Genomic DNA, 26,669 nt, shown 5'->3' with positions numbered 1-26,669 from the left:
TTATTCAAGCTGTGCGATCTCATGATACAGGTCGGCATATCTTCCGCCCTGGGCAAGCAGCTCCTCATGCGTTCCCCGCTCCAGAATCCGTCCCTTCTCCAGCACCATAATGGCATTGGATTTGCGGACGGTGGAGAGCCTGTGCGCAATTACAAAGGTCGTGCGGTTCGTCATAATGGCGTCCATGCCTTCCTCAATATGGCGCTCCGTTCTGGTATCTACAGAGCTGGTCGCCTCGTCCAGAATCAGAATCGGCGCTTTTGAGATTGCCGCTCTGGCGATATTCAGAAGCTGGCGCTGTCCCTGGGAGAGATTGGCGCCGTCGTGCTCAAGGATGGTATCGTAGCCGTTTTCCAGATGCATGATAAAAGAATGGGCGGAGGCAACCTTCGCCGCCTGCTCCACCTCCTCATCTGTGGCATCCAGCCTCCCATAACGGATATTTTCCCGCACCGTTCCCGTAAAAAGATGGGTGTCCTGAAGCACCATAGCGATATTCCGGCGCAGGAAGGAGCGCTCGATTTTCTCAATCGGAACACCGTCAATCGTAATGCTGCCGTCCTCTATATCATAAAAGCGCGAAAGCAGATTGGTGACGGTTGTTTTTCCCGCTCCGGTGGAGCCAACGAAAGCAATCTTCTGTCCGGGCTTTGCATACAGGGAAATATCGTGCAGAACCGGCGTTCCCGGACAATAACCAAAATTCACGTGGGAGACGACCACATCCCCTCTGATTTCTTTCAGCGGCACTGTCTCCTGCTCTTCCCGCTCCGGTTCCTCATCCAGCACCTGGAAGACGCGCTCCGCACCTGCAAGCGCAGAAAAAACATTATTCATCTGCATGGCGATTTCATTGATGGGACGGTTAAACTGCCGGGTATAATTAACGGAAACTGTCAGTCCGCCAAGGTCGAATCCCCGCTTCACTACCAGCACAGCGCCCACGCACGCCGTCAGTGCATAAATCACGTTGCAGAGCTGATGCGTCACCGGTCCCATCACACCCGCCTGGAACTGCGCCTGGATCTGCGTTTCCATCAGTTGTTCGTTTAAATATCCGAATTCCTCCGTCGCCGTTTCTTCATGATTGAATACCTTGATAATCTTCTGCCCGGTAATCATTTCCTGTGCAAAACCGTTTAAGACCCCCAGCTTCTGCTGCTGCGCAACATATGCTTTTCTGCCTTTCTGGATAAACCATCTGCTCACCAGTACCAGCAGCGGTGTCAGAATAATTGTCATCAGACCGAGAATTACATTGGTGTACAGCATCAGCACAACGGTTCCGACAATCGAAATCGCTCCGGAAATAATCTGGATAAGCGTGGTGTTCAGCATTTCCCCGACGGCATCCACATCATTTGTAAAGCGGCTCATCACGTCCCCCACCGCATGATTATCAAAGTAGGAAACCGGAAGCGTCTGCAGCTTTGCATATAATTCTTCGCGCATACGCCGCAGTGAACGCTGCGAAACATCCAGCATCAGACGCTGCTGCAGCCACTGCGAAAAAATATTGATGGCATATACCAGCGCCAGCACCGCAAGCGCCCCGAAAAGTCCCGATATCCGGATGGAAATATCCGCGTCTGCCGGGTCGTAATAAATAAAACGGTTGATTGCCGGCCGCAGCAGATACGACGCCGCCAGCGATGAAATCGAAAAAATCACTGCCGTTATCATGGCGAGCGCCATCTGCCTGCGTTCTTTTCCGAGATAACGGAACAGACGCACGACTGTATCCTTTAGATTCTGCGGCTTCCCCACCGCTCCCATTGCGCGCCCGCGGCCGGCTCCCGGTCCCACATTCAGTTCTTTTTTATTTCCTTCCACGGAAGAATGACCATATTTCTTCTGTAAACGCATGGCTCTTTCTGCATCCATCTGTCACTCCTCCTTACTTACCTGTGAATAATAAATTTCCTGGTACTCCCGGCAGCGCATAAGCAGTTCATCATGCGTACCCGCATCTACAATTTTTCCATCATCCATCACAATCAGCTTATCCGAATCCATCACGGAGTGGATACGCTGGGCAATGATGATTTTGGTGGTGTCCTGCAGCTCCTCACGGAAGGATTTCCGGATACAGGCGTCCGTCGCCGTATCCACCGCGCTGGTAGAATCATCCAGTATCAGTATTTTCGGATGCTTCAGAAGCGCCCGCGCAATGCAGAGGCGCTGACGCTGTCCGCCGGACAGGTTACTGCCGCCCTGCTCCAGCACAGTCTCATATTTTTCCGGAAAGGTTTCGATAAATTCTTCCGCGTGCGCGGTCCTGCATGCCCACACCAGCTCCTCCTGACTGGCGTCCTCACTGCCCCAGCGCAGGTTTTCCGCAATGCTTCCGGAAAACAGCGTGTTTTTCTGAAGCACGACCGCCACGCCCGCGCGCAGCTTTTCCATCGACCACTCCCGCACATCCGTGCCGTCCACCAGGACGCAGCCCTCGTCCACATCATACAGGCGCGGGATCAGTGAAACCAGTGTTGTCTTTCCGCTTCCTGTGGAACCGATGATGCCGACCTGCTCTCCATGATGGATTTCCAGATTAATATTATTCAGTACCTTTTCGTGGTTCTGCTTAAAGTAACGGAAGGACACGTCCTGGAATACAATATCTCCCCGCTGCAGCGTTTTTTCTTTTTCCGATGCATTTCTGTCGTTTAAGGTAATTTCCGCCTCCAATACCTCCGTGATACGACGGTCAGAAGCCGCCGCCCGCGTGCCCTGGAGAACAATATTTGCCAGAAAATTCAGCGCCGTCAGAATCTGGGACAGATAGGTAATAAACGCCGTCAGCGTACCGATCTGCATATCCCCTATCATAATCTGCCTGCCGGCGATCCATACCACGGCGAGCATCGTCACATTGACCGCCAGCGCAGACACCGGCTGCATTAAAATCATCATTTTCAGCGCACGGATGCTCTTTTCCATCAGCTCTTCGTTTACCCCGGAGAATTTTTCTTTCTCGTATTCCTCCCGGACAAAGGATTTAATCACCCGTTCATTTGTAATCGTTTCATTTATCCGGTTGTTTACAGCATCCAGCCGGTTCTGCATGATCGTGTAGCGCGGCGCCGCTGTCCGGATAATGAAAAAGATAGCCGCCGCCAGCAGCGGAATAACGATGCAGATCACGACCGCCAGACGCGCATTCAGCGCAAAGGACATGCAGATGCCGCCGACCAGCATCACCGGACTGCGAAAACAGCCGCGCAGCAGCGTCTGGATAAAGTTCTGAATCTGCGTGATATCATTTGTAATACGGGTAATCAGCGACCCAGTGGAAAAATCATCAATATTGGCAAAAGAAAACTTCTGAATCTGCACAAAGGTCTGCATCCGCACATCCGCGGCAACGCGCGCCGCCCCCTTAATCGCAAAATACGCGCCGAACACACCGCCTGCCAGCATGACGAGCGCCAGCAGAATCATATACACGCCGTTGCGCAGAATATACGAAATATCGCCGTTCGCCGCCCCCGTATCAATGATATTTGCATTCAGATACGGCAGGATAAACTCGCCGCACGCCTCAATAATCATAAAAAAAGGACCTAAAATAAAACAATATAAATTTTTCCGGATTGCATTTTTATATTTTTTCATGTGCTACCTCTGTTGCTTAAAACCTGCATGATTTGCTTTTTGCTTCCTAAATAGTAGCACTTTCCCATTTATTTGTCAAGGTACCTAATGTTTTGGCGTTTTGTATTTTCATCGCGAAGTCCTGCACACCGCCCGGATAACATTTGCCGCATTGTACTGCAAATCTGCCAGCGTAACGCTGTAACCGTCTATTTCCCTGCCGCTTTTCACTGCCTCCGTAATGTCATCCACATTCTTCTGGCAGCCCGGCATCTGAATATCATTTCCGGCATAAATACAACCGGTTGACGCTGATATCGGATATTTTACCTTTGCCTCCCCGGTAAGCGCCGGCTGCTCCTGCGAGGTGAACCAGTCCGTCATAATCACGCCCTCAAATCCCCATTCATCCCGCGCCGCTGCCTGCAGCAAATCGCGGCTGTTCGCCGTATGTGTTCCGTTTATCAGGTTATAGGAGGTCATGATAGAAAACGGCTGCGATTCCTTCACCGCAATCTCAAAACCTTTCAGATAGATTTCCCGCAGCGCCCGCTCACTGACGTGTGAATTAGTAAAGTAGCGGTTGTCCTCCTGGCTGTTAGCGGCAAAATGCTTGATGGTCGTTCCCTTTCCCGCGCAGCTCTGCACACCCTTTGTAATCGCCGCGGCGGCTTTTCCGCTCACATACGGATCTTCAGAATAATACTCAAAATTCCGTCCGCACAGCGGATTCCGGTGGATATTCAGCGCAGGAGCCAGCCAGAGGTCAATGCCAAATTCCTCCATCTCTCTTCCGACCATTGCTCCAATCCGCTCCAGTGCCGGCAGATTCCAGGACTGCGCCAGCGCCCAGCCAATCGGGATAGCCGTACAATACTGATAATAAGTATCTGTCTGCGATTCTTCCAGGTTTTTGTCAAACGACACATAGCTGTCTCCCAGAATCTCCCCGCCCGGAAGCAGTTCTCCGTCCTTGTTCGTCTTAAAGACCGGCTGCAGTCTGAGGCCTGCCGGTCCATCCGCCAGAATCATATTTTTTATGCCGCGCGTCTCCTGCAGAAGCGCACTTGTATCACCTGCTGCGCCCGGAACCGTATAAGACGCATTGCCGACAATCGAACCGCCGTCCGCGCGCAGCGTTCCAACGCACAGCTCCGCCAGCTCTTCCACAGTAAGCTGCGCCGTCAGCTCCTCCACGGTGCAGGTGCCGTTTTTCACATCCGCAAGCGTGAGCATCCTCGTCTGGTCTGTGGTATAAAGCTCACGCTCTTCCATGTACTGTGCCTGCCTCGTTTCAATTTCCGCCGCGCACAACAGGATGTGCGGTATCTGTGTCGCGCCCCCGGCAGCGCCCGCGCCGCAGCCCGGCTCTTCTGCCGCTCTGTTGCCGCATCCGTTCTCTTCCACTGCTTCAGCAGCGCCCTCATCGCAGCCCGGCTCTTCCATTGTTTCAGCATCGCACAGGTCATCCGTGACCGCTCCGGTGCAGTCTGCGTGCAGTTCCTCAGGCAGCTCTGCATCCGCAAACAGATTTTTCAGAATCTCTGTCTTTACTGTCTCCTTCAGCGTCAGCACCGCCGCAGCCTGTGTGTCCGCCGAGCTGCTGCCAATACGCAGGATATAATCGCCCTTTTCCAGCACCCAGGATGCGCATTTTTCGCAGTACGAAGCCATATCGCGCACCGCAAAGGCGATTTCCAGCTTCTCACTCTCTCCCGGTGCCAGAAGTCCCGTCTTGGCAAATGCCGCCAGCTCCTGATACGGCTTTTCCAGCGTTCCCTCCGGAGCAGAGTAATAAACCTGCACGACCTCTTTGCCTGCATACTCACTTCCCGTATTCTTCACAAGCACAGAAAGTATTACCTGTCCGTTTTTCACAACTACATTTTCTGTGCGGATGGCAAACTCCGTATATGATTTTCCATAGCCAAAGCAATACAGTGGTTTCACCCCGAAAGTATCAAAATAGCGATAGCCGACATAAATTCCTTCGGTATAATATTCGTCGTCCACATCGCCGTCATTGTGGCTGAAGGCGGCCGCAGACGGATAATCCTCATAGCGCTTTGCCCAGGTATCCGTCAGTTTTCCGGACGGCGTCACCCTGCCGGACAGCACATCCGCCAGAACCTGCCCGCCGATGTTGCCAAGCTGTGTCATCAGAAGCACCGCCCCAATGCCCGGTATTTCCTTTATCTCCGACAAATCCATCACACCGCCAATGTTCAGCACCAGCACTACTTTTGCATAGGAGCGCCCCAGAAATGCAAGCTGCTCTTTTTCCTCCGGATACAGCCGGTAATCCCCCGGTCTGTCGTAACGGTCCGAACCCTCCCCGGAATTCCGGGATATCACATAAACTGCCGTATCCGTTTCCGATGCCCGCCAGTCTTCCTCTGTAATCATCTCCGGAGCGGGCTCCGCAAACGGGTCTGAAAAGCTCACCAGGAACGGGGAACAACCGCGGCGTTCCGCCTCTTCCGTCATCCACCGCAGGTATGCGTCCTTCTCTGCCGTCCGCTTCCGCTCATTGCGGTCAAGCCAGCCGCCGGTCGTAATCGTATAACCAGCCTCCGCCAGACCCTGCTCAATCGTCACATTGCTTCTGGTATTTACGTCCCCGGAGCCGGTACCGCCTTTTATCGTATGACGTGCTCCCATCCCGTACAGCGCAAGCTTTCCGCCTGCTGCCAGAGGAAGCGTCCCGTCGTTTTCCAGCAGAACCATACACTCGCCCGCCACAGCGCGCGCCAGTTCCATATGCTCCAGTTCCCGTTTTGTTATCTCCGGCGATTTCGCCGCAAAAAATTTTCTCATAGATTCGCGCTCCTTTCGTTTTTTCTCATTATATTTTACATCCAAAAACAATTCAATATAAAAAGGCAGAAAGCTTTACACTCCCTGCCCACACCAGTGCCTGCCCATACCCCTACTGCTTCTTCCGCTCCCGGTACTTTGCAATTTCTATCGCATCCTCAATCTCCAGATCATATTCTCCGGCAAGCGATTCCAGATGATGCCGGAATTCATGAAGTAATACCCTGCGCAGCTGCTTCGCCAGTTCTTCTTCAGACAAATACCCATATACCTGCATGAAAGATCCATAATAAATCACAATAAAACGCCCCAGGTGGTGCTGCACACAGTATTCGCCCATAATAAACAGGTCGTGATTGATTCCCTCCGGATGGTACTTCGGGTGTCTGCGCGCAAAAACGCCGCCGTTCAGCTCCCGGAAAAACTCTTCCGGAAAGGTCTGAAGGATTTCCTCCATCATATCTTGAAATTTCTCAAAGGAAACCATACCGCCGCCACCCCTTTCTAAAAAACCGCCACCCGGACCTCCAGCCCCATTCCCGGCTGTACTTCCTTCTGGAAACGCACCATCCGGACCTATAAACCCGTTCCCGGCTGCACTTCCTTCTGGAAACGCACCATCCGGACCTATAAGCCCGTTCCCACCTGCGGGACCGGAACCATTTACGCCGTATACGACCGTACAATCCGCTTCTGCTTATAGAAATAATAAATGATCATCGCCCCTGCGGTCACCACCCAGGTAACCGGATAGCAGGCGATAAGCTGCTCCAGCGTTCCGTTCGGCACAATAAACATCACCCAGATCACACGCAGAAGGCAAACGCCAACCAGCGTCATAATGGTTGTCACCAGCACGCTGCCCTGTGCACGCAAAGAGCCGGAATAGATCTCGATAAACGCGAACAGCCAGTAGGTAGGCGAAATAATCCGCACCATACGCATTCCGATCTGCACAACACCGGCATCCGACGTAAAAACGCCGAACAGGTACTGCCCGACAAATACGATCAGCGCGCTGAGCGCCATCTCCGTGCCCACTGTCATCAGCAGGCAGTCCCGCGTTCCCTTGCGCACACGATCCCACTTTCCGGCGCCGAAATTTTGTCCGACAAAGGTTGTCACCGAAATACCGAACGCTCCATTGATCATCCATACAATGCTGTCGATTTTTCCAAAAGCAGCCCATGCCGCCATTGTATCTACGCCAAGATTATTCAGGGATGCCTGCAACAGCACATTCGAAATGCTGTACATGCTCGACTGAATACCGGTGGGAAGTCCGATGCGCAGCATCTTGCCCAACATGTCCTTCTGTATCCGGATCTCTCTCAGCCGCAGCTCCATTTCCTCTGTATGGTACATCAGTGCGCGCGTAACCAGCACAGCGCTGACCGCCTGGGAAAACAGAGTGGCAGCCGCCACGCCGAGCACGCCAAGGCGCAGTCCAAGCACCAGCGCAAGGTCGAGCACGATATTGATAATGCAGCAGATGATCAGATAATAGAGCGGTCTTCTGGAATCACCGATCGCACGCAGAATTGCAGAGCCCATGTTGTAAATCAGCACAAACACCAGCCCGGCAAAATAAATCCGCACATACATCACAGAATCGTGCATCAGCTCCGCCGGCGTGTTCATCTGCGTAAGCAGCAGCGGCGTCAGCACCACGCCAGCCAGCCCGATCAGTACTCCGAACCAGGCAGCAAAGGCATAGGCGGTATGGAGCGCCCGCTGAAGCTCCTCCCGTTTTTTCGCACCGAAATACTGCGAGATGATGACCGTTGCCCCGGAGGACAGCCCGGTAAAAAATCCTACTACCAGATTGATGATCTGGCTGGAGGAGCCGCCCACGCTGGACAGCGCCTCCTTGCCGGCAAATCTGCCCACCACAACCGCATCTACCGTATTATATAATTGCTGGAAAAAGGTACCGATCAAAATCGGGAAGAAAAAAATCAGAAGCTGCTTCCAGATAACGCCCTCCGTGATGTTCTCTCCCGCCGCGCCTCCGTGCAGTCTGCCGTGTCCGTTTTTCTGTGTCTTTTCCGCCGTCCTCATAATATCCCGTCTCCGTGTTCTTCCTGCAAAATCTTTTCCCAAAGCCGCTCTCCCGGATCAGATTTTTTCCGGCAAAGCTTCCGTCTGCAAACCAGACTATCACACCTCTTCTCTTTTTGCAATACGGAAGCACTCCTAAAACGCCTTAAAATCATACCGGTACGGAACCGGCGCTTTCACGCCGCATACCTTTTCGTGCAGCTCGCTCCAGAGCTGGGCGACAGAGTCCTCGCCCTCACGGATATCATCCATGACAAGACCTCCGTTCTCTTCCAGAATTTTGTAGGCTTTTTCGTCTTTTCCAAGCTGATGCAGCGCAATGATATAATAAAATTTCAGTTTTCCCACTTCCTGTGTTTCTCTGCCCTGTTCCTCAAAAAAAGTAACTGTCTCTTCATAAGCTCCGCACAGGTTCAGAATTTTTAAAGCCTCTTTTAAATAAGAAACATTTCCGCGCTCTATTTTCAGCCCTTCCAGCATCCATGCTGCCGCCTCGCGGCGCTGTCCTTTCAGAAGATACGTACACGCAAGTCCGTGACAGGCCCATGCACTTGCTTCCAGCTCCCAGGACCGCAGCAGATATTTCTCTGCGTGATCATAATCCTCTCCGGCAAAGCAGCCGGTTCCCGCCTGATAATAAGCATACCAGTTTTCTCTGTTTACGGTCTCCAGCGTATTTACAAGAAAATCCAGGTTGTCCCCTTCAATCAGAAATTCGTCCGGGACACGGTCCACCGGCGGCTTATGCAACACTCCGGTTTCAAAGAACGCGCTCCACTGTTTCAGAGAATCCGATTCCATGACAAACGTCAGATGCTCTGTCCACCGTCCCTGTTTTTTCAGCGCTCCGTAACCGCTGCCCGTCATCACCAGCTCCGCTTCTGACTTCGCCATTGAAGCCGTCTCCCGCAGTTTTTTCTCCATGCTCTCCGGGATGCCCGCGGCTTCCAGCATCCCGGTAAGCTGCTCCTCTCTCTCCCGGTGCGAAGAGCTGTTCTTTTCCAGCTTCACCGGACCGTACTGCTCCAGCCATTCCCAGGCGGTGTGCGGGGCCATCGGAATGCAGCCGTACTGCGTTTTTCCAATTCCCGCCTGGATTTCAACATAGCGCCCCGCATCCTCTGTCAGAAATTCCTGCCAGTGGTCAGACGCCTGTCCATTTCCCCAGGAAAACAGCTTCCTGCTTCTCAGACGCTGCGTGGATGTATGTAAAAGTCCATAACCGTCCTTGTTTAAATTCGCAATATACTTTGGTTTCCGGTCGTCGATATCAAAAAAGTAATCTACCGATTTGGGAATCTTTTTATAATCTGTAACGTCAATTCCATTCACAAAGGGAATATCCACCTTAAAAACCGCGCCGTCCGCATAAGTAAATGCTTTTTTCGCCGGAACCGTTATATGTCCGCCCTCATATTCTGGCACCGCTATGTTGCTCCACCAGTACATCGGAATGACGCTGTCGCTTTCATTGACAATCCTGACTCTGCAGTTTAACGCCTTATCTTCCTCCTCCAGCCAGAAGTCCATCTGATACGGAACCTTACGTATCCGCTCATACTCGTACATGCGCAGAACAGGCGCTCCGGTCCCGGTTTTCGCCGTCGCAGTATACAGAGGCGCTGTGGTATAGGGGTTATGTCCTATGATTCCCACATTCCACTCTACACCGCCGCTGAACCAGGCGTTTCTTACAGCAAGGTTGCTGAACCGCAGGACATCATTCGTATACAGCAGATTATTGCCCGTTTGCTTATCCCACAGCTCCCAGAGCCGCCCGCCGTATTCCGGTAAAAACACTGCTTTTAAATACCGGTTTTCCAGTACGGCTGTCTTTACCTCTTTCTCTTCCAGCTTTCTTGTATAGCTGTTATACTGCCGGTAGGGATAGGCATTCTTTCTCCGCCCATAGCCCTCGTAAATCTCATCGCTCTCATCCAGGCGAAACTCCAGATGATTCTGAAGGATATGCTCGCCCAGCAGATCCGGCACACAGGATTCCTCTCCAAGATTTGCTCCACGTATATTCATTTTTTCAAAACGTAATTCTGACATTTGCTCTTCCTCCCCGCATATGGATTGTTTTTATGATGGCAAAAAACGCCGCCAAATTGTTAAAAACAGTCTGGTGGCGTCATCGCATAAATTCTTCTTCATACAGGTTATGATTGCATCAGACCTTTACTTTGCCAGACTGCCCTTCTCCAGCATCCCCAGGTACTCCTCAAATACCCTGAGCGCAGCCGCCACCGGCTCCGGAGAGGACATATCCACGCCGCATATCTTCAGGAGGTCGATCGGATCCATTGAGCTGCCGCCGCTTAAAAATTCCTTGTATTTTTCCACAATGCCCGGCTCACCTGCCAGTATTTTGCTGCTGATCGCGATTGCCGCTGCAAAACCGGTCGCATACTGGTATACATAAAACGGCGTGTAAAAATGCGGGATCCGCGCCCATTCATACTGGATCTCCTCATCTGAAACCATCTGTTCGCCAAAGTAATCCTTATTCAGCTTATGATAGATGCCGCAGAGCTTTTCGGCAGTCAGGACGCCTCCCTCCTGCACGATATCGCGGTGCGTCATCATCTCAAATTCCGCAAACATCGTCTGGCGGTACATCGTTCCCTTAAACTGATCCAGGAAATAATTAATCAGATAATTCCGCTCCGTCTCATCGCTGCTGTTTTCCAGCAGATAGTGGATCAGCAGCGCCTCATTGCAGGTGGAAGCCACCTCCGCCACAAAAATGCGGTATCCGGCGTAACGGTAGGGCTGCCTGTGATCGGAATGCCAGCTATGCAGGGCATGACCCATTTCATGCGCCAGCGTAAACACCGCATTGAGTGTCCCCTGGTAGTTCAGGAGAACATACGGATGTGTTCCGTAAGCGCCCCACGAATAGGCGCCGGTGCGTTTTCCTTCGTTCTCATAAACGTCGATCCAACGGTTGTCAAAGCCCTCCTGCAGGAGCGCCGTGTAATCCTCTCCCAACGGAGCAAGCGCCTTTTTCACAATCTCCTTTGCCTCCGCAAAAGGATATTTTTTCTGCGGCATCTCCACGATCGGCACATAATTGTCGTACATATGCAATTCATCCAGCCCAAGCATCTTTTTGCGAAGCCCGGTATAGCGGTGCATCAGCGGCAGATGCTCACGGATGGTTTTTACAAGATTTTCGTAAACCGCCATCGGAATCGCATTTGCGCTAAGCGCCTGCTCCATCGCTCCGGCAAATTTGTGCTGCTTCGCAAAAATATCCGCCTGCTTCGCATTTGCGTAGTAGGTTGCCGCAAGCGTGTTGCAATACTGCGCATATACGCCGTAAAGCGCCGTAAACGCCGATCTGCGCAGCACCCGGTCGCTGTCCTTCAGCATGGGAATGTAGTTTCCCTGCGTGAGCGGATGCGCATTTCCAGCGCTGTCCACCGCGTCCGGGAAGCGGATGTCTGCATTATTAAACATGGAGAAGATATTTGCCGGCGCCTGTCCAAGCTCCGAAAGCTTCGCCAGCAGCTCCTCCGTCTGCACATCCAGCACATGCTCCCGCTGACGGACGATCTGCTCCACCACCCAGCGGTAATCCGCAAGCTCCGGCGTCTCTGCAAAAAATTCCGCAAGTTTCTGCTGCGGCAGCGCAAGCAGCTCCGGTTCCAGCCAGGCAGTACACCCTGAAAGCTCTGTTCCAAGAATCTGCATCTCGCCGCTCAGCTTCTGGTACTTCGCCTCCGCCGTGTCCTCATGGTATTTCTGATTCGCGTAGACATGGAGCTTTTCATACAGACAGTTCATTTCTTCCTGCAGCTTCAATGCCCGCAAAAGCTGTTCTCCGCTCTTGGCCAGACTATTCTGCCGGGACGCAAACTCCTTCATCAGCTCCCGCAGTTTCTCCACATCCTGCGCCATTAATTCTTCATTTTCATACATATCCTGCATATTCCAGGTATCTTCGATTTTCTGCTCACATCGCTTCATTTTATAAGACCCTCCGCTGATAATAATCAAAAAGTAAGCTTTGTTGATAATCATAGCATTTCATGCCTGCTTTGTCAAAATTTACAGCTTTATCCAGATGTATATCTGCATTATTTTCAGCAGAAATCAAACAGCGGTCTGCATTTGAAATCAAGCCACTGTACGGACATGTCTATGATATGTGCCAGAATATGGCGAAGATTATGGGATTATTTTCAAAAGAATTGCAGGAGCTCGACCGCAACACCGTGCAGTACATGATTGATGAAATGCAGGCTCATTCTGCAGCGTCAGACGCGAAACGAGAAACAACAATGCCTTCCTTTAAAAAAACGCCGCCAGATCGTCAGAAACAGTCTGGTGGCGTTTGTGCATACAAAAGCATGCGCCGTTTTTATACCCGCGGGCAATGAGCCAGGCGCCGTGCTTGCGACACCCTGCAAGGGCTAGTCCTTTCGGGCACGGGCATTTGACCAATGCCGCGGGGGGAATAAAATTTTTATCTCTGCACACGCGCACCTGCGCCGCCCATGATCGCTTCTACTTCCTTCTTGCTTGCCATCGTGGTGTCGCCCGGTGTGGTCATCGCCAGTGCGCCGTGCGCTGCGCCGTAGTTTACTGCCAGCTCTGCATCGCCGGTGGTCATCAGGCCATATACAAGACCGGATGCAAAGGAATCGCCGCCGCCTACACGGTCCATGATCTCCAGTCCCTTGTAGTCCTTTGCCTTGTAGATCTCGCCGTCTGCCCAGCAGATCGCGCTCCAGTCGTTTACAGTAGCCGTCTTAACCTCACGAAGCGTGGTAGCAACCGCCTTGAAGTTCGGGTAGGTCTTTGCAGCCTCGTTGATCATCTTCTTGTAACCGTCCAGATTCAGCTCCTTCAGATTCTCGTCGTTGCCCTCGATCTCAAAGCCAAGGCAAGCGGTAAAGTCTTCCTCGTTGCCGATCATAACATCTACGTATTTCGCGATTTCTTTATTTACTTCCTGCGCCTTTGCCTGTCCGCCGATCGCGCTCCACATGGACGGACGATAGTTCAGATCGTAAGAGATTACGGTACCATACTTCTTCGCTGTCTTGATCGCTGCCAGAACAGTCTCACAGGACTGCTCGGAAAGTGCCGCGTAGATACCGCCGGTGTGCAGCCAGCGCACGCCCAGCTCGCCAAAGATATAATCGAAGTCGAAATCCTCCGGTGTGGCTTTGGAGATTGCGGTGTTTGCACGGTCAGAGCATCCAACCGCGCCGCGGATACCGAAGCCTCTCTCTGTGAAGTTCAGACCATTTCTGCAGATTCTGCCGATACCGTCTGTTTTCATCCATTTAATAAGAGACGTATCAACGCCGCCCTGCAGGATGAAATCCTCCATCAGCTTACCAACCTCGTTGTCTGCAAACGCTGTGATGACAGCCGTTTTCATGCCGAAGCATCTGCGCAGACCACGCACTACATTATATTCTCCGCCGCCTTCCCATGCACGGAACGAACGTGCGGTGCGGATTCTTCCCTCACCGGGGTCAAGACGAAGCATAACCTCGCCCAGAGATACTGCATCAAATTTGCACTCATTTGCCGGTCTTAAATTTAAATTCATTTTTTCCTCCCTGATATGGCATTGCCGTTTCTATTTTTATCATATAATGCCGGGGCAAAAACCCCCGGATATGATGCCTGCAGATTGCGGCGCATCCAGCGCCCTGACATCATACTATGCGTTTACGTATTTCTCCAGTGTTGCAGCTACAGCTCCCGGTCCTGCGATCAGTTCCTTGAAGTAAGAAACTACCAGCGGAGCGATGCCAAGTGCATACAGATCTACGCCGAAGATTGCCTGATTCTCCAGGATCGGACGGATCTTCTCTTCCACGCCCTCTGTCTCGCCAAGCTTAATGCCCTCTACATGCGGGCAAACGGTAGTCAGAAGCGGATCCGGGCTGAGTGTGAACGCATTTCCTTTATCGTCGATTGCCATCAGATAGCGTACCCATCCTGCAAGTACAAGCGGAATCAGCTTCAGATCTGCCACGTTAAGCTTGTCAGAAGCTGCGTATGCCTTGATTGTCTCGCCAAAACGGATCGCCAGCTTCTGTGAAGTATCCGTTGCAATACGCTGCGGTGTATCCGGCATAAACGGATTCGGCAGTCTGGTATTGATAACTTCGCCGATAAATTTCTCTGGATCCAGGATGCCCGGATTTACAACTACCGGAAGACCTTCCTTGTAACCGATGGTCTCAACCATTTTCTTGAGAACCGGGTTCTTCATCTCTTCAGAGATCAGCTCATAGCCAAGCAGACAACCGTAAACAGCCAGTGAGGTATGCAGCGGGTTTAAGCAGGTGCAGACTTTCATCTTCTCTACTTTATCCACGGTTTCTCTCTCGGTGAAGATGATGCCGCCCTCTTCCAGGTTCGGTCTGCCATTCGGGAAGGAATCTTCAATTACCAGATACTGGCACTCTTCCGCATTTACAAACGGTGCGATATAGGTATTCTTGGAGGTGATAACCGGCTCAAGCTCCTCCAGTCCGTCTGCTCTCAGAATCTCTTCTACCTTTGCATTCGGACGCGGTGTGATTTTATCAATCATGGTCCACGGGAAGCTTACCTTTGATTTATCGTTTACATAATCTACAAAGCCTGCCTCTGCAACGCCGTTTTCCGCCCATACTCTTGCCAGCTTGTCGATTGCCGCGTACAGCTTGTCTCCGTTGTGGGAGCAGTTATCCATGCTCACCATAGCAACCGGCTTCTGTCCGTCCAGATATCTCTCATAAAGAAGCGCAGCTACCTTTCCGATGTAGCTGTCCGCCTGCTTCGGTCCTTTTTCCATGTCTGCCTTCACTGCCGGAAGCAGCTCGCCTGCTCCGTTCACCAGGCTGTAGCCCTTCTCTGTGATGGTGAAGCTGACCATCTGCAGGGAATCTGCGCGGAAGATTTCTTTCAGTCTGTCAAAATCTGCCGTATTCTGCGGATTTACCGTAAGAGATTCCACAACGCTGCCTACCACGGTCTTTTCCACGGTGCCGTCCACCTTCAGCGTCACCAGAACGGTGTAGCCATCGTGCGGAATATTCATTTTTTCTACAATTTCATAGTCAAAGCCTTCTGCAACTACCAGACCGCTGTCCCAGATTCCCTTATTCAGAAGTCCCTGGAGCACATTTGCCTGGAATGCGCGGAAGATATTGCCCGCTCCGAAATGAATCCAGCGCGGCGCCTCCTTTGTTTTTGCCTTAACCGCCTCGCGGTCGAACTCCGGAAGGCTATACCCCTTATCCAGCCATTCCTGTCTGTTTGTCAAACCCTGTTCGTTTAACTGCATACCTTTCTCCTTTCCCTTTCCGGATAAAATCCGGTGGTCTCTATGATTAATTTTTCGCCCATGTAAGCGCTTACAATCATTATAATTCCCTTAACGGCAAACGTCAAGCATTATTTATGTTTTTAAAGGAAATTTCTAAAATCCGCAGAAACGCATTGCTATTTTATTTTTTCTATTGTATAATATAGACTAAGTCAGAAAAACAGTTTTGTGTAAGCGCTTACATTTCTTACTCATCCAGTCATGCGTCAGATGGCAGAAATGGATGCGCCATGCCCGCCGCGGGCATTCCAGATACCGGAGGTTGCTTATGAATATTTACGATATATCGAAAAAAGCCGGTGTTTCCATTGCCACCGTGTCGCGTGTCATGAACGGAAATGCCCGCGTCAGCGAAAAGACCCGGCAGAAAATCCTGGACATTATCGCAGAAAATGATTATACGCCGAACGCTTTTGCGCGCGGGCTCGGTTTAAATACCATGCAGACTATCGGACTGCTCTGCGCGGATTCTTCCGACCAGTTTTTCTCCCGCGCAGTATATTATCTGGAGCGCGCGCTGCGCGCCAACCACTATGACGCCATTTTAAGCTGTACCGGTCCCGATTACGATACCCGTACGGAGTATCTGAAACGGCTGCTCGCCAAAAAAGTGGACGCCGTCATTTTAATCGGTTCCAGCTTTATCGAGGCGGTGCCGGAGCGCAACCGCTACATCATCGAGGCCGCCGCCGAGGTGCCCATCATTATTTTAAACGGCTATCTGAAAGCGCCGAATGTTTACTGCTCGCTCTGCGACGACCAGGAAATTATCCAGCAGGCCGCCTCTGCCTGTCTGGAGCACGGCAGGCAGGAGCTTCTTTTCCTCTACCGCGCGGATTCCTACAGCGGCAGACGCAAGCTGGAGGGCTTTAAGGAGGCATTCGCAGCCGCCTCTCTCCCGCTCGACTCCCGGCGCATCGTGCTGTTTAACGGCAGCATTCCGGAGACAAAGGAAAAGCTTCTCTCCCTTGCTTCCGAGGGGCTCACGTTCGACACGGTCATCGCCGGGGATGATGAGCTGGCAATCGGAGCGCTGAAATACGCCAAGGCTATGAATTTTGACATTCCATCGCAGTTTGCTATCATCGGCTACAACAATTCGCAGCTCGGCATCTGCTGCGAACCGGAGCTTACTTCAATAGATAATCAGCTTGAATTCTGCTGCAACAACGCAGTCGCCGCGCTGATGAGCGTGCTGGACGGCAAGCCTGCCCCCGGCAAGACCATGCTCTCCGCAAATATCCTGCAGCGTGGAACGACCGATTTCTTCTGATAACAGCCGCTCTGCAGGGTACGGATGAGTTACTTTGAACAGTAACACGGATGATTCCGTGCGGCAGCTTTTCTCCCAGGCAGCAAGAGCCCGCAGGGTTCTTCGCGCAAGCGGAAGCGCCTGTTGATACGCTTCCGCGGAACGCATATAAATATTTTCAAGGAGGGGTTTTGCAATGAAACCATTTATGGACAAAGATTTTCTGCTTTCCACAGAAACCGCAAAGAAACTGTATCACAATTACGCTGAGGTTATGCCTGTTCTCGACTACCACTGCCATCTGAATCCGCAGGAGATCGCGGAGGATAAGCATTTCGAGAATATCACAGAGGTGTGGCTCGGCGGCGACCACTACAAGTGGCGTCAGATGCGCTCAAACGGCGTAGAAGAGTATTATATCACCGGCGACGCTCCGGCGCGCGAGAAATTCCAGAAATGGGCGGAGACGCTGGAAAAACTGATTGGCAATCCGCTGTATCACTGGTCCCATCTGGAACTGCAGAGATACTTCGGCTATACCGGTCATCTCTGCGCCGATACTGCGGAAGAGGTATGGAATCTCTGCAACGAAAAGCTGGCACAGCCGGATATGAGCGCACGCGAGCTGATCAAACGCTCCGGCGTCACACTCGTATGCACCACCGACGACCCGGTAGATTCTCTGGAATGGCATGAAAAAATCAAGGCAGATGAGACCTTCGATGTGCAGGTGCTCCCGGCATGGCGTCCGGATAAGGCTTCCGGCATCGAGAAACCGGCGTTCCCGGATTACGTTGCAAAGCTTTCCGAAGTGAGCGGCATTCCGGTTAAGAGCTTCGCTGATTTAAAGAAGGCGATCGTAAACCGTATGGAATACTTCAATGAGAGAGGCTGCAGCGTTTCCGACCACGGTCTTGATTATGTGATGTACGCTCCGGCTTCCGATGAGGAGATTGAAGAAATCTTTGCAAAACGTCTCTCCGGCGGCACGCTTTCCGCCTGCGAGGTTGCAAAGTATAAGACCGCCTTTATGATTTTTGCCGGCAGGGAATATCATCGTCTGAACTGGGTAATGCAGCTTCATTATGGCGTAAAGCGCGATAATAATTCCCGCATGTTTGGCAAAATCGGTCCCGATACCGGTTTTGACTGCATCAGCAATTATACCCCGGCGGATCAGCTTGCTGATTTTCTGAACGCGCTTGCCTCCACCGATGAGCTTCCGAAGACGATTCTCTACTCCCTGAATCCGGTGGACAACGCGGCAATCGGCACCATCATCGGCTGCTTCCAGGATTCCTCCGCTATCGGCAAGATCCAGCAGGGCAGCGCATGGTGGTTCAACGACAACAAGACCGGCATGATGGAACAGATGACATCGCTGGCAAACCTCGGTATGCTCAGCAATTTTGTGGGTATGCTGACAGATTCCAGAAGCTTCCTCTCCTATCCGCGCCACGAATATTTCCGCCGCATTCTCTGCGAACTGATTGGCGGCTGGGTGGAAAACGGAGAATATCCGGATGATGAAAAAGCGCTGGAAAAGATCATCAAGGGCATCAGCTATAACAATGCTGTGAGATATTTCGGATTTAATCTGTAATCAAAAAAAGCCCGCCTTGCGGGATTGGGCGCCGCAAATGCATAAGTATATTTTTCTTCTGCATTTGCGTGCGCATCCATATGAATAATTTGTATGAAAATTTTCCGTAAAGAATCCGCCCGCCATATGTCATCCGCAGACACGTTGCTTTTGGGATTTTGCTGCGCCGCTTATTGGCAGCAATTTTGCCTCCATAAAAGCCGGTCGGACAAAATTGCTGCCGCTTGCTCGCAAAATCTGCAAAAGCTGCCTATCGTCTGCGGATGACATATGGCGGGCGGATTCTATTTCAATTTTTCATACAGATTGTCCGCGATATAGTTTATGTCAGGAGCCGGTATCATTCCGGCGCAGCATTTACTCCAGATTTTCTGTCGCAAACAGATGAATGACATCCTCCATATCTTCCGCGTCGTAATCCGCCGCGATTGCCCCTACATTCCAATATGCGTACGCGCCTTCATACCAGCTTGCCAGATCGCTTAAATCCTCCGCGTAACGGAATTCCAGATGCCAGGTCTCGTCCATCGTATCGGGCGCGAAGGCGAAATAAGTGAACTGTCCAGAGTCTGCATCTTCACTCTGATAAAGATAAAATCCGTTTTCATCTGTTTCCAGATAATCGTATGTATGGCTGAAAACCTCGTTTCCTTCTTCGTCAACGCCGCTGATGGTATCCCCGTCTACTATAAATTCGCTGACGCCACCGAGGAAGTAGCAGTCAAACGCCATGCTGTCCGGGTCCTCTGCATAAGCGTCGATGGCTTCCTGCCCGTAAATTTCCGCCATGCACATGCCAAGCAGCATATCTGTAGTCTCCTCCGCCTTGTCCTCCCCGACAATCGCTCCGGTCTCTTCCAGCCAGATATCACGGTATTCTTCTTTTGCCATTTCCGGAAACAGTTCGATATAGCTGCCCTGTATCTTACTGAGGAAGTCCGCATCCTGCGCAGCTTCTGTTTCCTGCGCCTCCTCTGTCTCCTGGACACTCTCCGCCTCCAGAACAGCCTCGGTTTCCGTCTCCTCTGCGCCTGCCGTAAATCCCGCCGTCGCGGTAAGCATCATTGCGCTGCAAAGTAAATACGCCAGATTTTTCTTTTTCATATAGATGTCCTCCTTTTGGTTAGGTATTACTAACTTTCGAAGAACATTATACGCAGTCGTTTTTCCTTTTTCTACTCCATTTTCACAGAACTATCCCGTTTTCTATTTAAATTATACTGCTTCCGGTATGCGGTAGGCGTCATTTTATACCGTTTCCGGAATCCTTCTGAAAATTTGCTGGCATTGGTAAAGCCTGCGTTTAAGGCAACCTCCATCACCGGATGGCTGGTGTTTATCAGCTCTACTGCCGCCCGCTCCAGACGGTATTCCTTCAGATACCGGTAGATCGGCATCCCGTAAATCTCCCGGAACAGCTTCTGAAGCTGCGCGGACGTCATCCCGTGCTCTTTGGCGAGCTGTTCTGTGGAGGAGTAACCGTCGCTGTCTGTGATCATATGGTCCCGGATATGCTTCACCAGCTCCACCTGTCCTCCCGGAAGATAACCGTTTTCCCGCTGCGGCTGCACAGACCGGCACAACAGCATAAAAAGCTCCGCCGTTTTCAGCCGGATATAGGCAGTCTCTTCGTATTCTATACTGTCGTAAAGCTCCCGGAATACGTGCTCGCAGCGGGTTCCCGCCTCTCCCGCCCAGTACCAGTGCGCTTTCAGCAGCCGCTCTCTTAGCATCTGCAGATGGATGTCAAAAATCTCCAGATGCTCCTTCAGCCATTTTTCAGCAATATCACAATCCAGAAGTATGCTGATGCCCTCGTAGAAATCCATCGGGAACCGGGAGTATGAGTTTATTCCGTTCTCCCCGTCAAACAGGCTGATTGCCATATCGCCCGGCTTTAATATAGCGATGTCCCGTTTTGTAAACTCGCACTCAAACCTGCCGCTTACACAGAAATTGATTTCCAGCCGGTTACTTTTCCTGCGCTCCTCTATAAAGCCAGGCGCCCGCACGGAAACCTTCATCACCTGCACCCCCGGAAACGGCTCATACACCGCCATATTTATTTTATCGTCCTGCCAGCTCACGTTTCTGGTCTGTGTCACAATCCCGCCCCATTTCTGTCTCTACCCGGAACAGCCCGGACATTCCAGGCTGTTCTCCCCGCTGCTTTGCCAATTAGCCTTTCCTAACTCTTTTTATAATACAAAAGAGACGGGCGGAAGTCAATCGCTTATTTTTCTTAAATGTCAACCATTTCTTTTTTATGTCCCAAAAAACAGATGTATATTTTCGCCATTCCCGGACATCCGCCGCAGCAGCTATTGTTTTGAATTAATTTTGTCCAGCAATGCCTGCTGCAGAATCTGTGAAAAATTCAATCCCATCGCCACTGCTGTCTCGTTCAGCCACTCCGGTATTGTCAGTGTCTTTTTTACTGCTCTGTTATTATTTCTTTTGCGGTATTCCATCGTATCACACAACACATAGTTTACAAATTCTCCTTCTGCCAGTGTAAACGTTTCCCTGTCCGACGGCACCGGAATCTCTCGATTCTCACGCTCATAATCATACAAAACAAACGCCAGTACATCCTCTGCCATCAGCAAAGCGTCTTTTATATCCTTTCCACACGTATAACACGATTCCAAATCCGGAAAATTTACAGAAAAGCCTCCTTCTTTTTCAGGTGTAAATATAGCCGGATACACATATTTTGTCATTCTTTTCTCCCTTCCATGATTATCAGATTCTCTGTTTTACAGCAAAAATTATGACTTCAGACCAGCATCCTTTAAAATACGGCTTACCGTCCCCATCGGAATCTCCTTTCCTCTGTGGCTCGGAATCCGGAAATCTTTTCCAGTTATCACGCTATGCCACTTATCATGTTCCTTTCCGTGTTCAACAAAAAAGCAATCATATTTCTTTAACATTCTTATTAATTCCGATGTTTTCACTTATTTCTCCTTCTATTATTGCACGTATCAGCACGTATGTCAAGTTCATTTTCTTTGTAGTCCTATATTATATATGATAAATTATCTTTTTGCAAGTATTATTTTCTAAAGATATAAAAATCTCTGCTGACCATTCTGAACAGGCAGCAGAGATTTGCGCAAGCAAGAAAACTTATTCTATTTTATATAGTGCCGATTTTAGTTGTGCTCCGTCCCGCCCGCTTTTTTCCGCCGCACGGGAATCTGTATTTCGGTCACAAACTGGTCTGTGTTACTGGTAAAGCCATCGTCAATCATCGTTATTTCTTTCGAAAATCCCGCAATGCAGAGGTCGTTTTCCGCGATGTACGCCTCCAGCTTCTGATAATACGCCGGAGCGTCCCGGTGACTTCCGCAGAAACGGATTGTCACGCAGATCTCTGCCGGAAGCTCTTCCACGGCACCGTTGTAGACATCCTCCTCATCCAGCAGCAGAAATACCATATCGTACCGGTCGTATGCTTTCCTGAGAAGATGCTCTTTTCCGATTCCGACGCCGACCTTGCCCAGAAAAACCACCGCGTCCCCCTGTTCCTGCTCCAGCTCGCGGATCGACGTCTCCAGATCGAGGTACGTCTGCGGGGAAAGCTGATTACGGATCCACGCGATACGGCGCGGCGCAATTTCCGTCATGCGGATAACCTCCAGCTCTGAAGAGAGCGCATCCTGAAGCTGTTTCAGACGGTTGTCAATCTTCCGCTCGATAATCTGCAGCTCCTGCTGCTTTTTGATAACCGTCTCCTTCTGCTGCCGGAGCAGCTCCTGGATGCGCCCGACATCGCGGTTTCTGAGAAAATCCGCGATCTGCTCCAGCGGCATGTCCAGGGCGCGCAGGTACCGGATCGTATTGAGGCACTCAAACTGCCGCGTGCTGTAATACCGGTAGCCCGTCTTCTCATCCACATATTCCGGCTCCAGAACCCCGGCTTTTTCATAATGCCTCAGCGTTCCGGCGCTTATATGAAACATCCGCGCTACGTCTCCGATTTTAAAAAGGCTCCCATTGTCCATCCCGCCGCCTCCTTTTTCCACGTTTCAAAAACGGGACTGCCTGAGCAGTCCCATTTAAAATATCTGTTTTCCTGATGCCTTCCGGTTGCTGCGCACCCGGAAGCTGTAATGTCACTTAAAAAATTTTGCATCATATTTCCGGCGGATTGCTTCCTCGTCTATCCGGTACCGGGACAGATGCGTCTCCATCAGAGCACCCGCCTCCGCGGCATCGTGTCTGCGGACGGCTTCCACGATTGCCTGATGGTCCTGCACGATTTTCAGCTCCTTCACCGCCGAGAGCGCCATGTTGCGCACACGGTCAAAATGCAGCGTCAGATTCTGCATCAGCAGATAGCTCCGGCTCTTCTGCGCGATATCAAACAAAAGCTTATGGAATTCGTCATCCAGCTCCATCAGCCTGCCATTATCCGCGCTGTCCAGATAAAATTCCTGCAGCTTCAGATTTTCCCCCAGCTTTAAAATATCCGCCGGCGAAGCCATTTCGCAGACAAGCTTTATCACCGCATTTTCCATGACGCCGCGCATAAAGCGCGCCTCCTCCACCAGCGAGTAGTCGATCAGCGACACCACGCTGCCTCTCTGCGGATAAATTTCCACGATTCCGCCCCTGGCAAGCTCGATCAGCGCCTCCCGCACCGGCGTGCGCGAAAGCCCCATTTCATCGGCAAGATTTTTCTCGCTGACGCGGCTTCCCGGCGCAAGCTCCAGCCGGATGATATTATTTTTGATCACGCGGAGCGCGTATTCTCTTCCGTTCTCCCTTGGATATCGTTCCAGCAGACGCATTTATTTGTTCTTATTTTCCTTGCAGATTGCTTCCCACAGACCGTTGATGTAGGTAGCGCCGAGTGCACGGTCATACAGACCGTATCCCGGACGTCCGACCTCGTCCCAGATCATTCTGCCGTGGTCCGGACGGATGTAGGTATCCGGGCATGTATCATATACCGCCTTCATGATCTCGTACAGGTCAAGGTCTCCGTCGCTGGACAGATGTGCCGCCTCGCGGAATTTGTGGTAGCCAAGGTATTTTACGTTGCGCACGTGCAGACAGCCGATGCGGTTCATCTCGCCGAAGTGACGGATGATTGCCGGGATATCGTTGTCCGGATTGGAACCCAGAGAACCGGTGCACAGGCAGAGCGTGTTGCACGGTGAATCATGCAGAGCGACAATCTTATCATAGTCCTCCTGGCTGTGAGCAATTCTCGGAAGACCGAAAATCGGCCATGCCGGGTCGTCCGGATGACATGCCATTACCACGCCGCACTCCTCACAGGTCGGAATAATGCCGTCCAGGAAATATTTGTAATTTGCTCTCAGATCATCCGGCGTGATGGACTCGTAACGCTTCAGCGTAGTCTCCAGCTCCGCCAGACGCTCCGGCTCCCAGCCCGGAAGAGAAAATCCGTTGCAGTCCTCGATCGTCTTGCGCACGATGTCAACCGGCGTCATGTCGCCCAGCTCTTTTTCATCGAAATACAGACTGTTGGAGCCATCCTCCGGAATCACGCGGGCCAGGTCGGTGCGCAGCCAGTCAAATACCGGCATGAAATTGTAAACAATTACCTTTACGCCGTATTTTGCAAGATTGCGGATGGTGGTGCAGTAATTTTCGATATACTTGTCTCTGGTGGGAAGTCCCATCTTGATATCCTCGTGTACGTTTACACTCTCGATAACCTCGCACTCAAGACCAGCCTCATGTACATGCTCAACATAAGCCTTGATCTCGTCCTCTTCCCAGACTTCTCCTGCAGCCTTCTCATCCAGCACACCCATCAGTCCGGACATCCCCGGAATCTGTCTGATCTGCTTCAGCGTGATGTTGTCGCGTCCCTCGCCATACCAGCGAAATGTCATTTTCATAGTTATTTTCTCCTTTTCCAGTAATTTTTCCGCAGCCGTTCTGAACAACTGCTGTTTGATACTATCAGTTTACCATACTGCTTCCCTGTCTGTCCACAACTGTCTACTAGTATACCAGTAGAAATTTGCCTTTTGTTTTTGTCTATTTTTTACAAACGTTTACAAACATTTTACCCCGGAAGCCCTTGCAAAAATATACGTTTCTTATTATAATAAACAAGGTATTCCTGCGGTCTGTCCATTTCAGAGCCGCAGGCAATTTTATTAAAAAAAGAAAAGAGGAATCCACCATGCTTATTCCCGTTATACTGTTTATTCTCGGTCTGGCAATCATCTGCATCGGCGGCGACAAATTTGTCGATAACGCGGTCATCGTTGCGAAACGGCTCGGCATGTCCGAAATCCTGGTCGGCGCAACTATTGTCAGCATCGGCACTACCCTTCCGGAAGTGCTCGTGTCTACTACCGCCGCGCTTAACGGCTCCGCCTCCATCTGCACCGGAAATGCATACGGCTCCATTATCTGCAACACGGCGCTGATTGCCGGCATCAGCCAGCTCTGCCGTCCCTCCAGGGGCATCGACAAAAAGTCCTTTACCTGGAACGTGGGGCTGTTTTTCCTGTTCAGCATCTTCCTGTTCGCTGTGCAGTATTTTACCGGCGGCGTTTCCCGTCTGACCGGGATTATCCTGCTGGCCGGCTTTGTGATTTACACAATCGGCTACATACGGATTGCCGGAAGTGGTTCTGCGGAAGCATCCCTGCAGAAACAGGAGGAGGATGACACCCCGCTGCCCACAGCGCTGCTCATGCTGGTATTTTTTGCCATTGCCCTGTTTATCGGCGCAAGGCTGCTGGTAGACAACGGTACCATCATTGCCGAAAATCTGGGCGTACCGGAGCGCGTGATTGCTGTCACCTTTATTGCGCTCGGCACTTCACTGCCGGAGCTCGTCACCACCATCACCTCCCTCATCAAAGGCTATGCCAGCCTGGGGTTGGGGAACGTGCTCGGCGCAAACCTTTTAAACCTGCTGCTTGTCATCGGCATTCCCTCCACTATCTCCGGCTTTGCGGTAGATCGTCAGACCACCTTCATCGATGTGCCAGTTTCAATGGCTGTCATGCTGGTGCTCACGGTGCCGTTCTTCGTAAAGAAACGCGGCTACCGCCTGCAGGGACTTGCGCTGCTGCTGATTTATGCGGGATACTGTGTATATAGCTTTTTATAAGAAACCGGCAGAGGTTCATTTCTCAGAATCCTTCGGCGCATGACACGCCGAAGGAATTTTTATAACTATTTTTATATTCCGTACTTTTTAATATTTTCTGATAATTTATGCAATTCCGTCACTCTAATCTGTCTTCAAAAACTTTTTTTAATTTTTTTCAATTTTCCTGTTGACAAACCATTCTTTATCTGTTATTATAATCTCAACAAAAACAAATACAAAAACAACAGATAAGGAGGACGGACCACCGAAAACTTAAAGTAACACCCTCAAAAAGGAAATCGACCTTTTAAAAAAACGAACCGGAAAAGGAAACAAACCTTTCAAAAAAATAAATGACAAAGGATAAAAACCTTTTAAAAAAAGAAAATTAAAGAAGAGAATCCTTTAAAAATTAAAGAACTCTCTAAAAGAGAAAGCTTTAAATGGGAAGTGGATTTCACAGAAAGCAGAATCTCAGAAAAAGGTTGGTTTTAAAAAAAGAAAAAGTGTACTTCGAAAAAGATTCGTTTCCTAAGTGGAAATGCAGATTTTAAAAAAGCCGGTTTTTCTGGAAATAAAAATTAATCTTTAGCATACAGAAAGAAGTGGAAAAGGAATCCGGTTTCCCAGAAAATAAAAGGAGGACATTCTTTAAATAATAAAGGAACAAAACCTTTTAAAAAAATACCATAGAAAAGATTTTATCTGAGTTATGAAAAATAAAATCTGCGAATACAGGAAAAACAAACGTATAAAAAGCAGATTCATAAAAGGATAAAATCGAAAACGCCAAAGGAAAAATCTCAGAAAGAGAAGGTACAGTCCAATGGAAGTCTCAAATTCATAAAGAGCCATTCGATAAGAAATCAGTTATCGGGTGGCTCTTTATCATGCCTGTATA

The 26,669-nt window shown here is 50.6% G+C and carries 20 protein-coding genes; 4 read left to right on the top strand and 16 right to left on the bottom strand.

Annotated elements, in window-relative coordinates; translation table 11 throughout:
- From NQ534_RS11955 to pepF, 7 genes are all read right to left on the bottom strand, one after another.
- Positions 1 to 1,884, bottom strand: a complete 1,884-nt coding sequence (locus tag NQ534_RS11955) for an ABC transporter ATP-binding protein (RefSeq protein WP_006859982.1) — start codon at positions 1,882 to 1,884, stop codon at positions 1 to 3.
- A 3-nt stretch (positions 1,885 to 1,887) separates the two neighbouring features.
- On the bottom strand, positions 1,888 to 3,615 hold the full coding sequence (locus NQ534_RS11950) for an ABC transporter ATP-binding protein (RefSeq protein WP_074679986.1): 1,728 nt from the start codon (positions 3,613 to 3,615) through the stop codon (positions 1,888 to 1,890).
- Positions 3,616 to 3,723: 108 nt separating this feature from the next.
- Positions 3,724 to 6,411 (bottom strand): glycoside hydrolase family 3 protein, encoded by a 2,688-nt coding sequence (locus NQ534_RS11945; RefSeq protein ID WP_040781282.1) that lies wholly within the window; start codon positions 6,409 to 6,411, stop codon positions 3,724 to 3,726.
- 112 nt (positions 6,412 to 6,523) lie between these two features.
- Positions 6,524 to 6,898, bottom strand: coding sequence for a metallopeptidase family protein (locus NQ534_RS11940; protein ID WP_006859979.1), 375 nt, complete (start codon positions 6,896 to 6,898; stop codon positions 6,524 to 6,526).
- A 176-nt stretch (positions 6,899 to 7,074) separates the two neighbouring features.
- Positions 7,075 to 8,472, bottom strand: coding sequence for an MATE family efflux transporter (locus NQ534_RS11935; protein WP_006859978.1), 1,398 nt, complete (start codon positions 8,470 to 8,472; stop codon positions 7,075 to 7,077).
- 135 nt (positions 8,473 to 8,607) lie between these two features.
- On the bottom strand, positions 8,608 to 10,527 hold the full coding sequence (locus tag NQ534_RS11930; RefSeq protein ID WP_006859976.1) for a DUF5107 domain-containing protein: 1,920 nt from the start codon (positions 10,525 to 10,527) through the stop codon (positions 8,608 to 8,610).
- A 126-nt stretch (positions 10,528 to 10,653) separates the two neighbouring features.
- A complete protein-coding gene (gene pepF / locus NQ534_RS11925; RefSeq protein WP_006859975.1) occupies positions 10,654 to 12,501 on the bottom strand; it encodes an oligoendopeptidase F in 1,848 nt (615 codons plus the stop codon).
- Between the two features lie 137 nt (positions 12,502 to 12,638).
- On the opposite strand from pepF, the gene NQ534_RS11920 reads away from it, so the two are divergent.
- Positions 12,639 to 12,860, top strand: a complete 222-nt coding sequence (locus NQ534_RS11920) for a hypothetical protein (protein ID WP_176944188.1) — start codon at positions 12,639 to 12,641, stop codon at positions 12,858 to 12,860.
- 86 nt (positions 12,861 to 12,946) lie between these two features.
- Here the strand turns inward: NQ534_RS11920 and NQ534_RS11915 are convergent, their stop codons facing one another.
- A complete protein-coding gene (locus NQ534_RS11915) occupies positions 12,947 to 14,044 on the bottom strand; it encodes a sugar kinase (RefSeq protein WP_006859973.1) in 1,098 nt (365 codons plus the stop codon).
- A gap of 114 nt (positions 14,045 to 14,158) precedes the next feature.
- Entirely contained in the window at positions 14,159 to 15,775 is a 1,617-nt protein-coding gene (locus tag NQ534_RS11910) for a mannitol dehydrogenase family protein (protein WP_006859972.1), read from the bottom strand.
- A 310-nt stretch (positions 15,776 to 16,085) separates the two neighbouring features.
- Here NQ534_RS11910 and NQ534_RS11905 point away from each other — a divergent pair, with 310 nt between their 5' ends.
- Both NQ534_RS11905 and uxaC read left to right on the top strand, forming a co-directional pair.
- Entirely contained in the window at positions 16,086 to 17,090 is a 1,005-nt protein-coding gene (locus NQ534_RS11905) for a LacI family DNA-binding transcriptional regulator (protein ID WP_006859971.1), read from the top strand.
- A gap of 175 nt (positions 17,091 to 17,265) precedes the next feature.
- The gene (gene uxaC, locus NQ534_RS11900) at positions 17,266 to 18,672 is read left to right on the top strand and encodes a glucuronate isomerase (RefSeq protein WP_006859970.1); all 1,407 of its coding nucleotides are present in this window, start codon (positions 17,266 to 17,268) and stop codon (positions 18,670 to 18,672) included.
- A 357-nt stretch (positions 18,673 to 19,029) separates the two neighbouring features.
- Here the strand turns inward: uxaC and NQ534_RS11895 are convergent, their stop codons facing one another.
- The 7 genes from NQ534_RS11895 to uxuA form a co-directional block, all read right to left on the bottom strand.
- Positions 19,030 to 19,776, bottom strand: a complete 747-nt coding sequence (locus tag NQ534_RS11895) for a hypothetical protein (RefSeq protein WP_006859968.1) — start codon at positions 19,774 to 19,776, stop codon at positions 19,030 to 19,032.
- 71 nt (positions 19,777 to 19,847) lie between these two features.
- Positions 19,848 to 20,777, bottom strand: coding sequence for a helix-turn-helix transcriptional regulator (locus NQ534_RS11890; RefSeq protein ID WP_006859967.1), 930 nt, complete (start codon positions 20,775 to 20,777; stop codon positions 19,848 to 19,850).
- A gap of 216 nt (positions 20,778 to 20,993) precedes the next feature.
- Complete coding sequence (locus NQ534_RS11885; RefSeq protein ID WP_006859966.1) at positions 20,994 to 21,395, bottom strand: type II toxin-antitoxin system HicB family antitoxin; 402 nt, start codon at positions 21,393 to 21,395, stop codon at positions 20,994 to 20,996.
- Between the two features lie 48 nt (positions 21,396 to 21,443).
- Positions 21,444 to 21,632: a type II toxin-antitoxin system HicA family toxin gene (locus NQ534_RS11880; protein WP_040781276.1), complete on the bottom strand. Its 189-nt coding sequence runs from the start codon at positions 21,630 to 21,632 to the stop codon at positions 21,444 to 21,446.
- 198 nt (positions 21,633 to 21,830) lie between these two features.
- Entirely contained in the window at positions 21,831 to 22,682 is an 852-nt protein-coding gene (locus NQ534_RS11875; protein WP_040781275.1) for a MerR family transcriptional regulator, read from the bottom strand.
- A gap of 111 nt (positions 22,683 to 22,793) precedes the next feature.
- Entirely contained in the window at positions 22,794 to 23,471 is a 678-nt protein-coding gene (locus tag NQ534_RS11870) for a GntR family transcriptional regulator (protein WP_006859962.1), read from the bottom strand.
- Positions 23,472 to 24,554, bottom strand: coding sequence for a mannonate dehydratase (gene uxuA, locus NQ534_RS11865; RefSeq protein WP_040781271.1), 1,083 nt, complete (start codon positions 24,552 to 24,554; stop codon positions 23,472 to 23,474).
- A gap of 290 nt (positions 24,555 to 24,844) precedes the next feature.
- On the opposite strand from uxuA, the gene NQ534_RS11860 reads away from it, so the two are divergent.
- Complete coding sequence (locus NQ534_RS11860; RefSeq protein ID WP_040781380.1) at positions 24,845 to 25,786, top strand: calcium/sodium antiporter; 942 nt, start codon at positions 24,845 to 24,847, stop codon at positions 25,784 to 25,786.
- The last annotated feature ends 883 nt before the right edge of the window (positions 25,787 to 26,669 follow it).

The sequence above is a fragment of the Marvinbryantia formatexigens DSM 14469 genome (assembly GCF_025148285.1).
Classification (GTDB): Bacteria; Bacillota; Clostridia; order Lachnospirales; family Lachnospiraceae; genus Marvinbryantia; species Marvinbryantia formatexigens.
The sequence above is the reverse complement of the archived record's forward strand: the minus strand, read 5'-3'. Positions and strand labels throughout refer to the sequence as shown.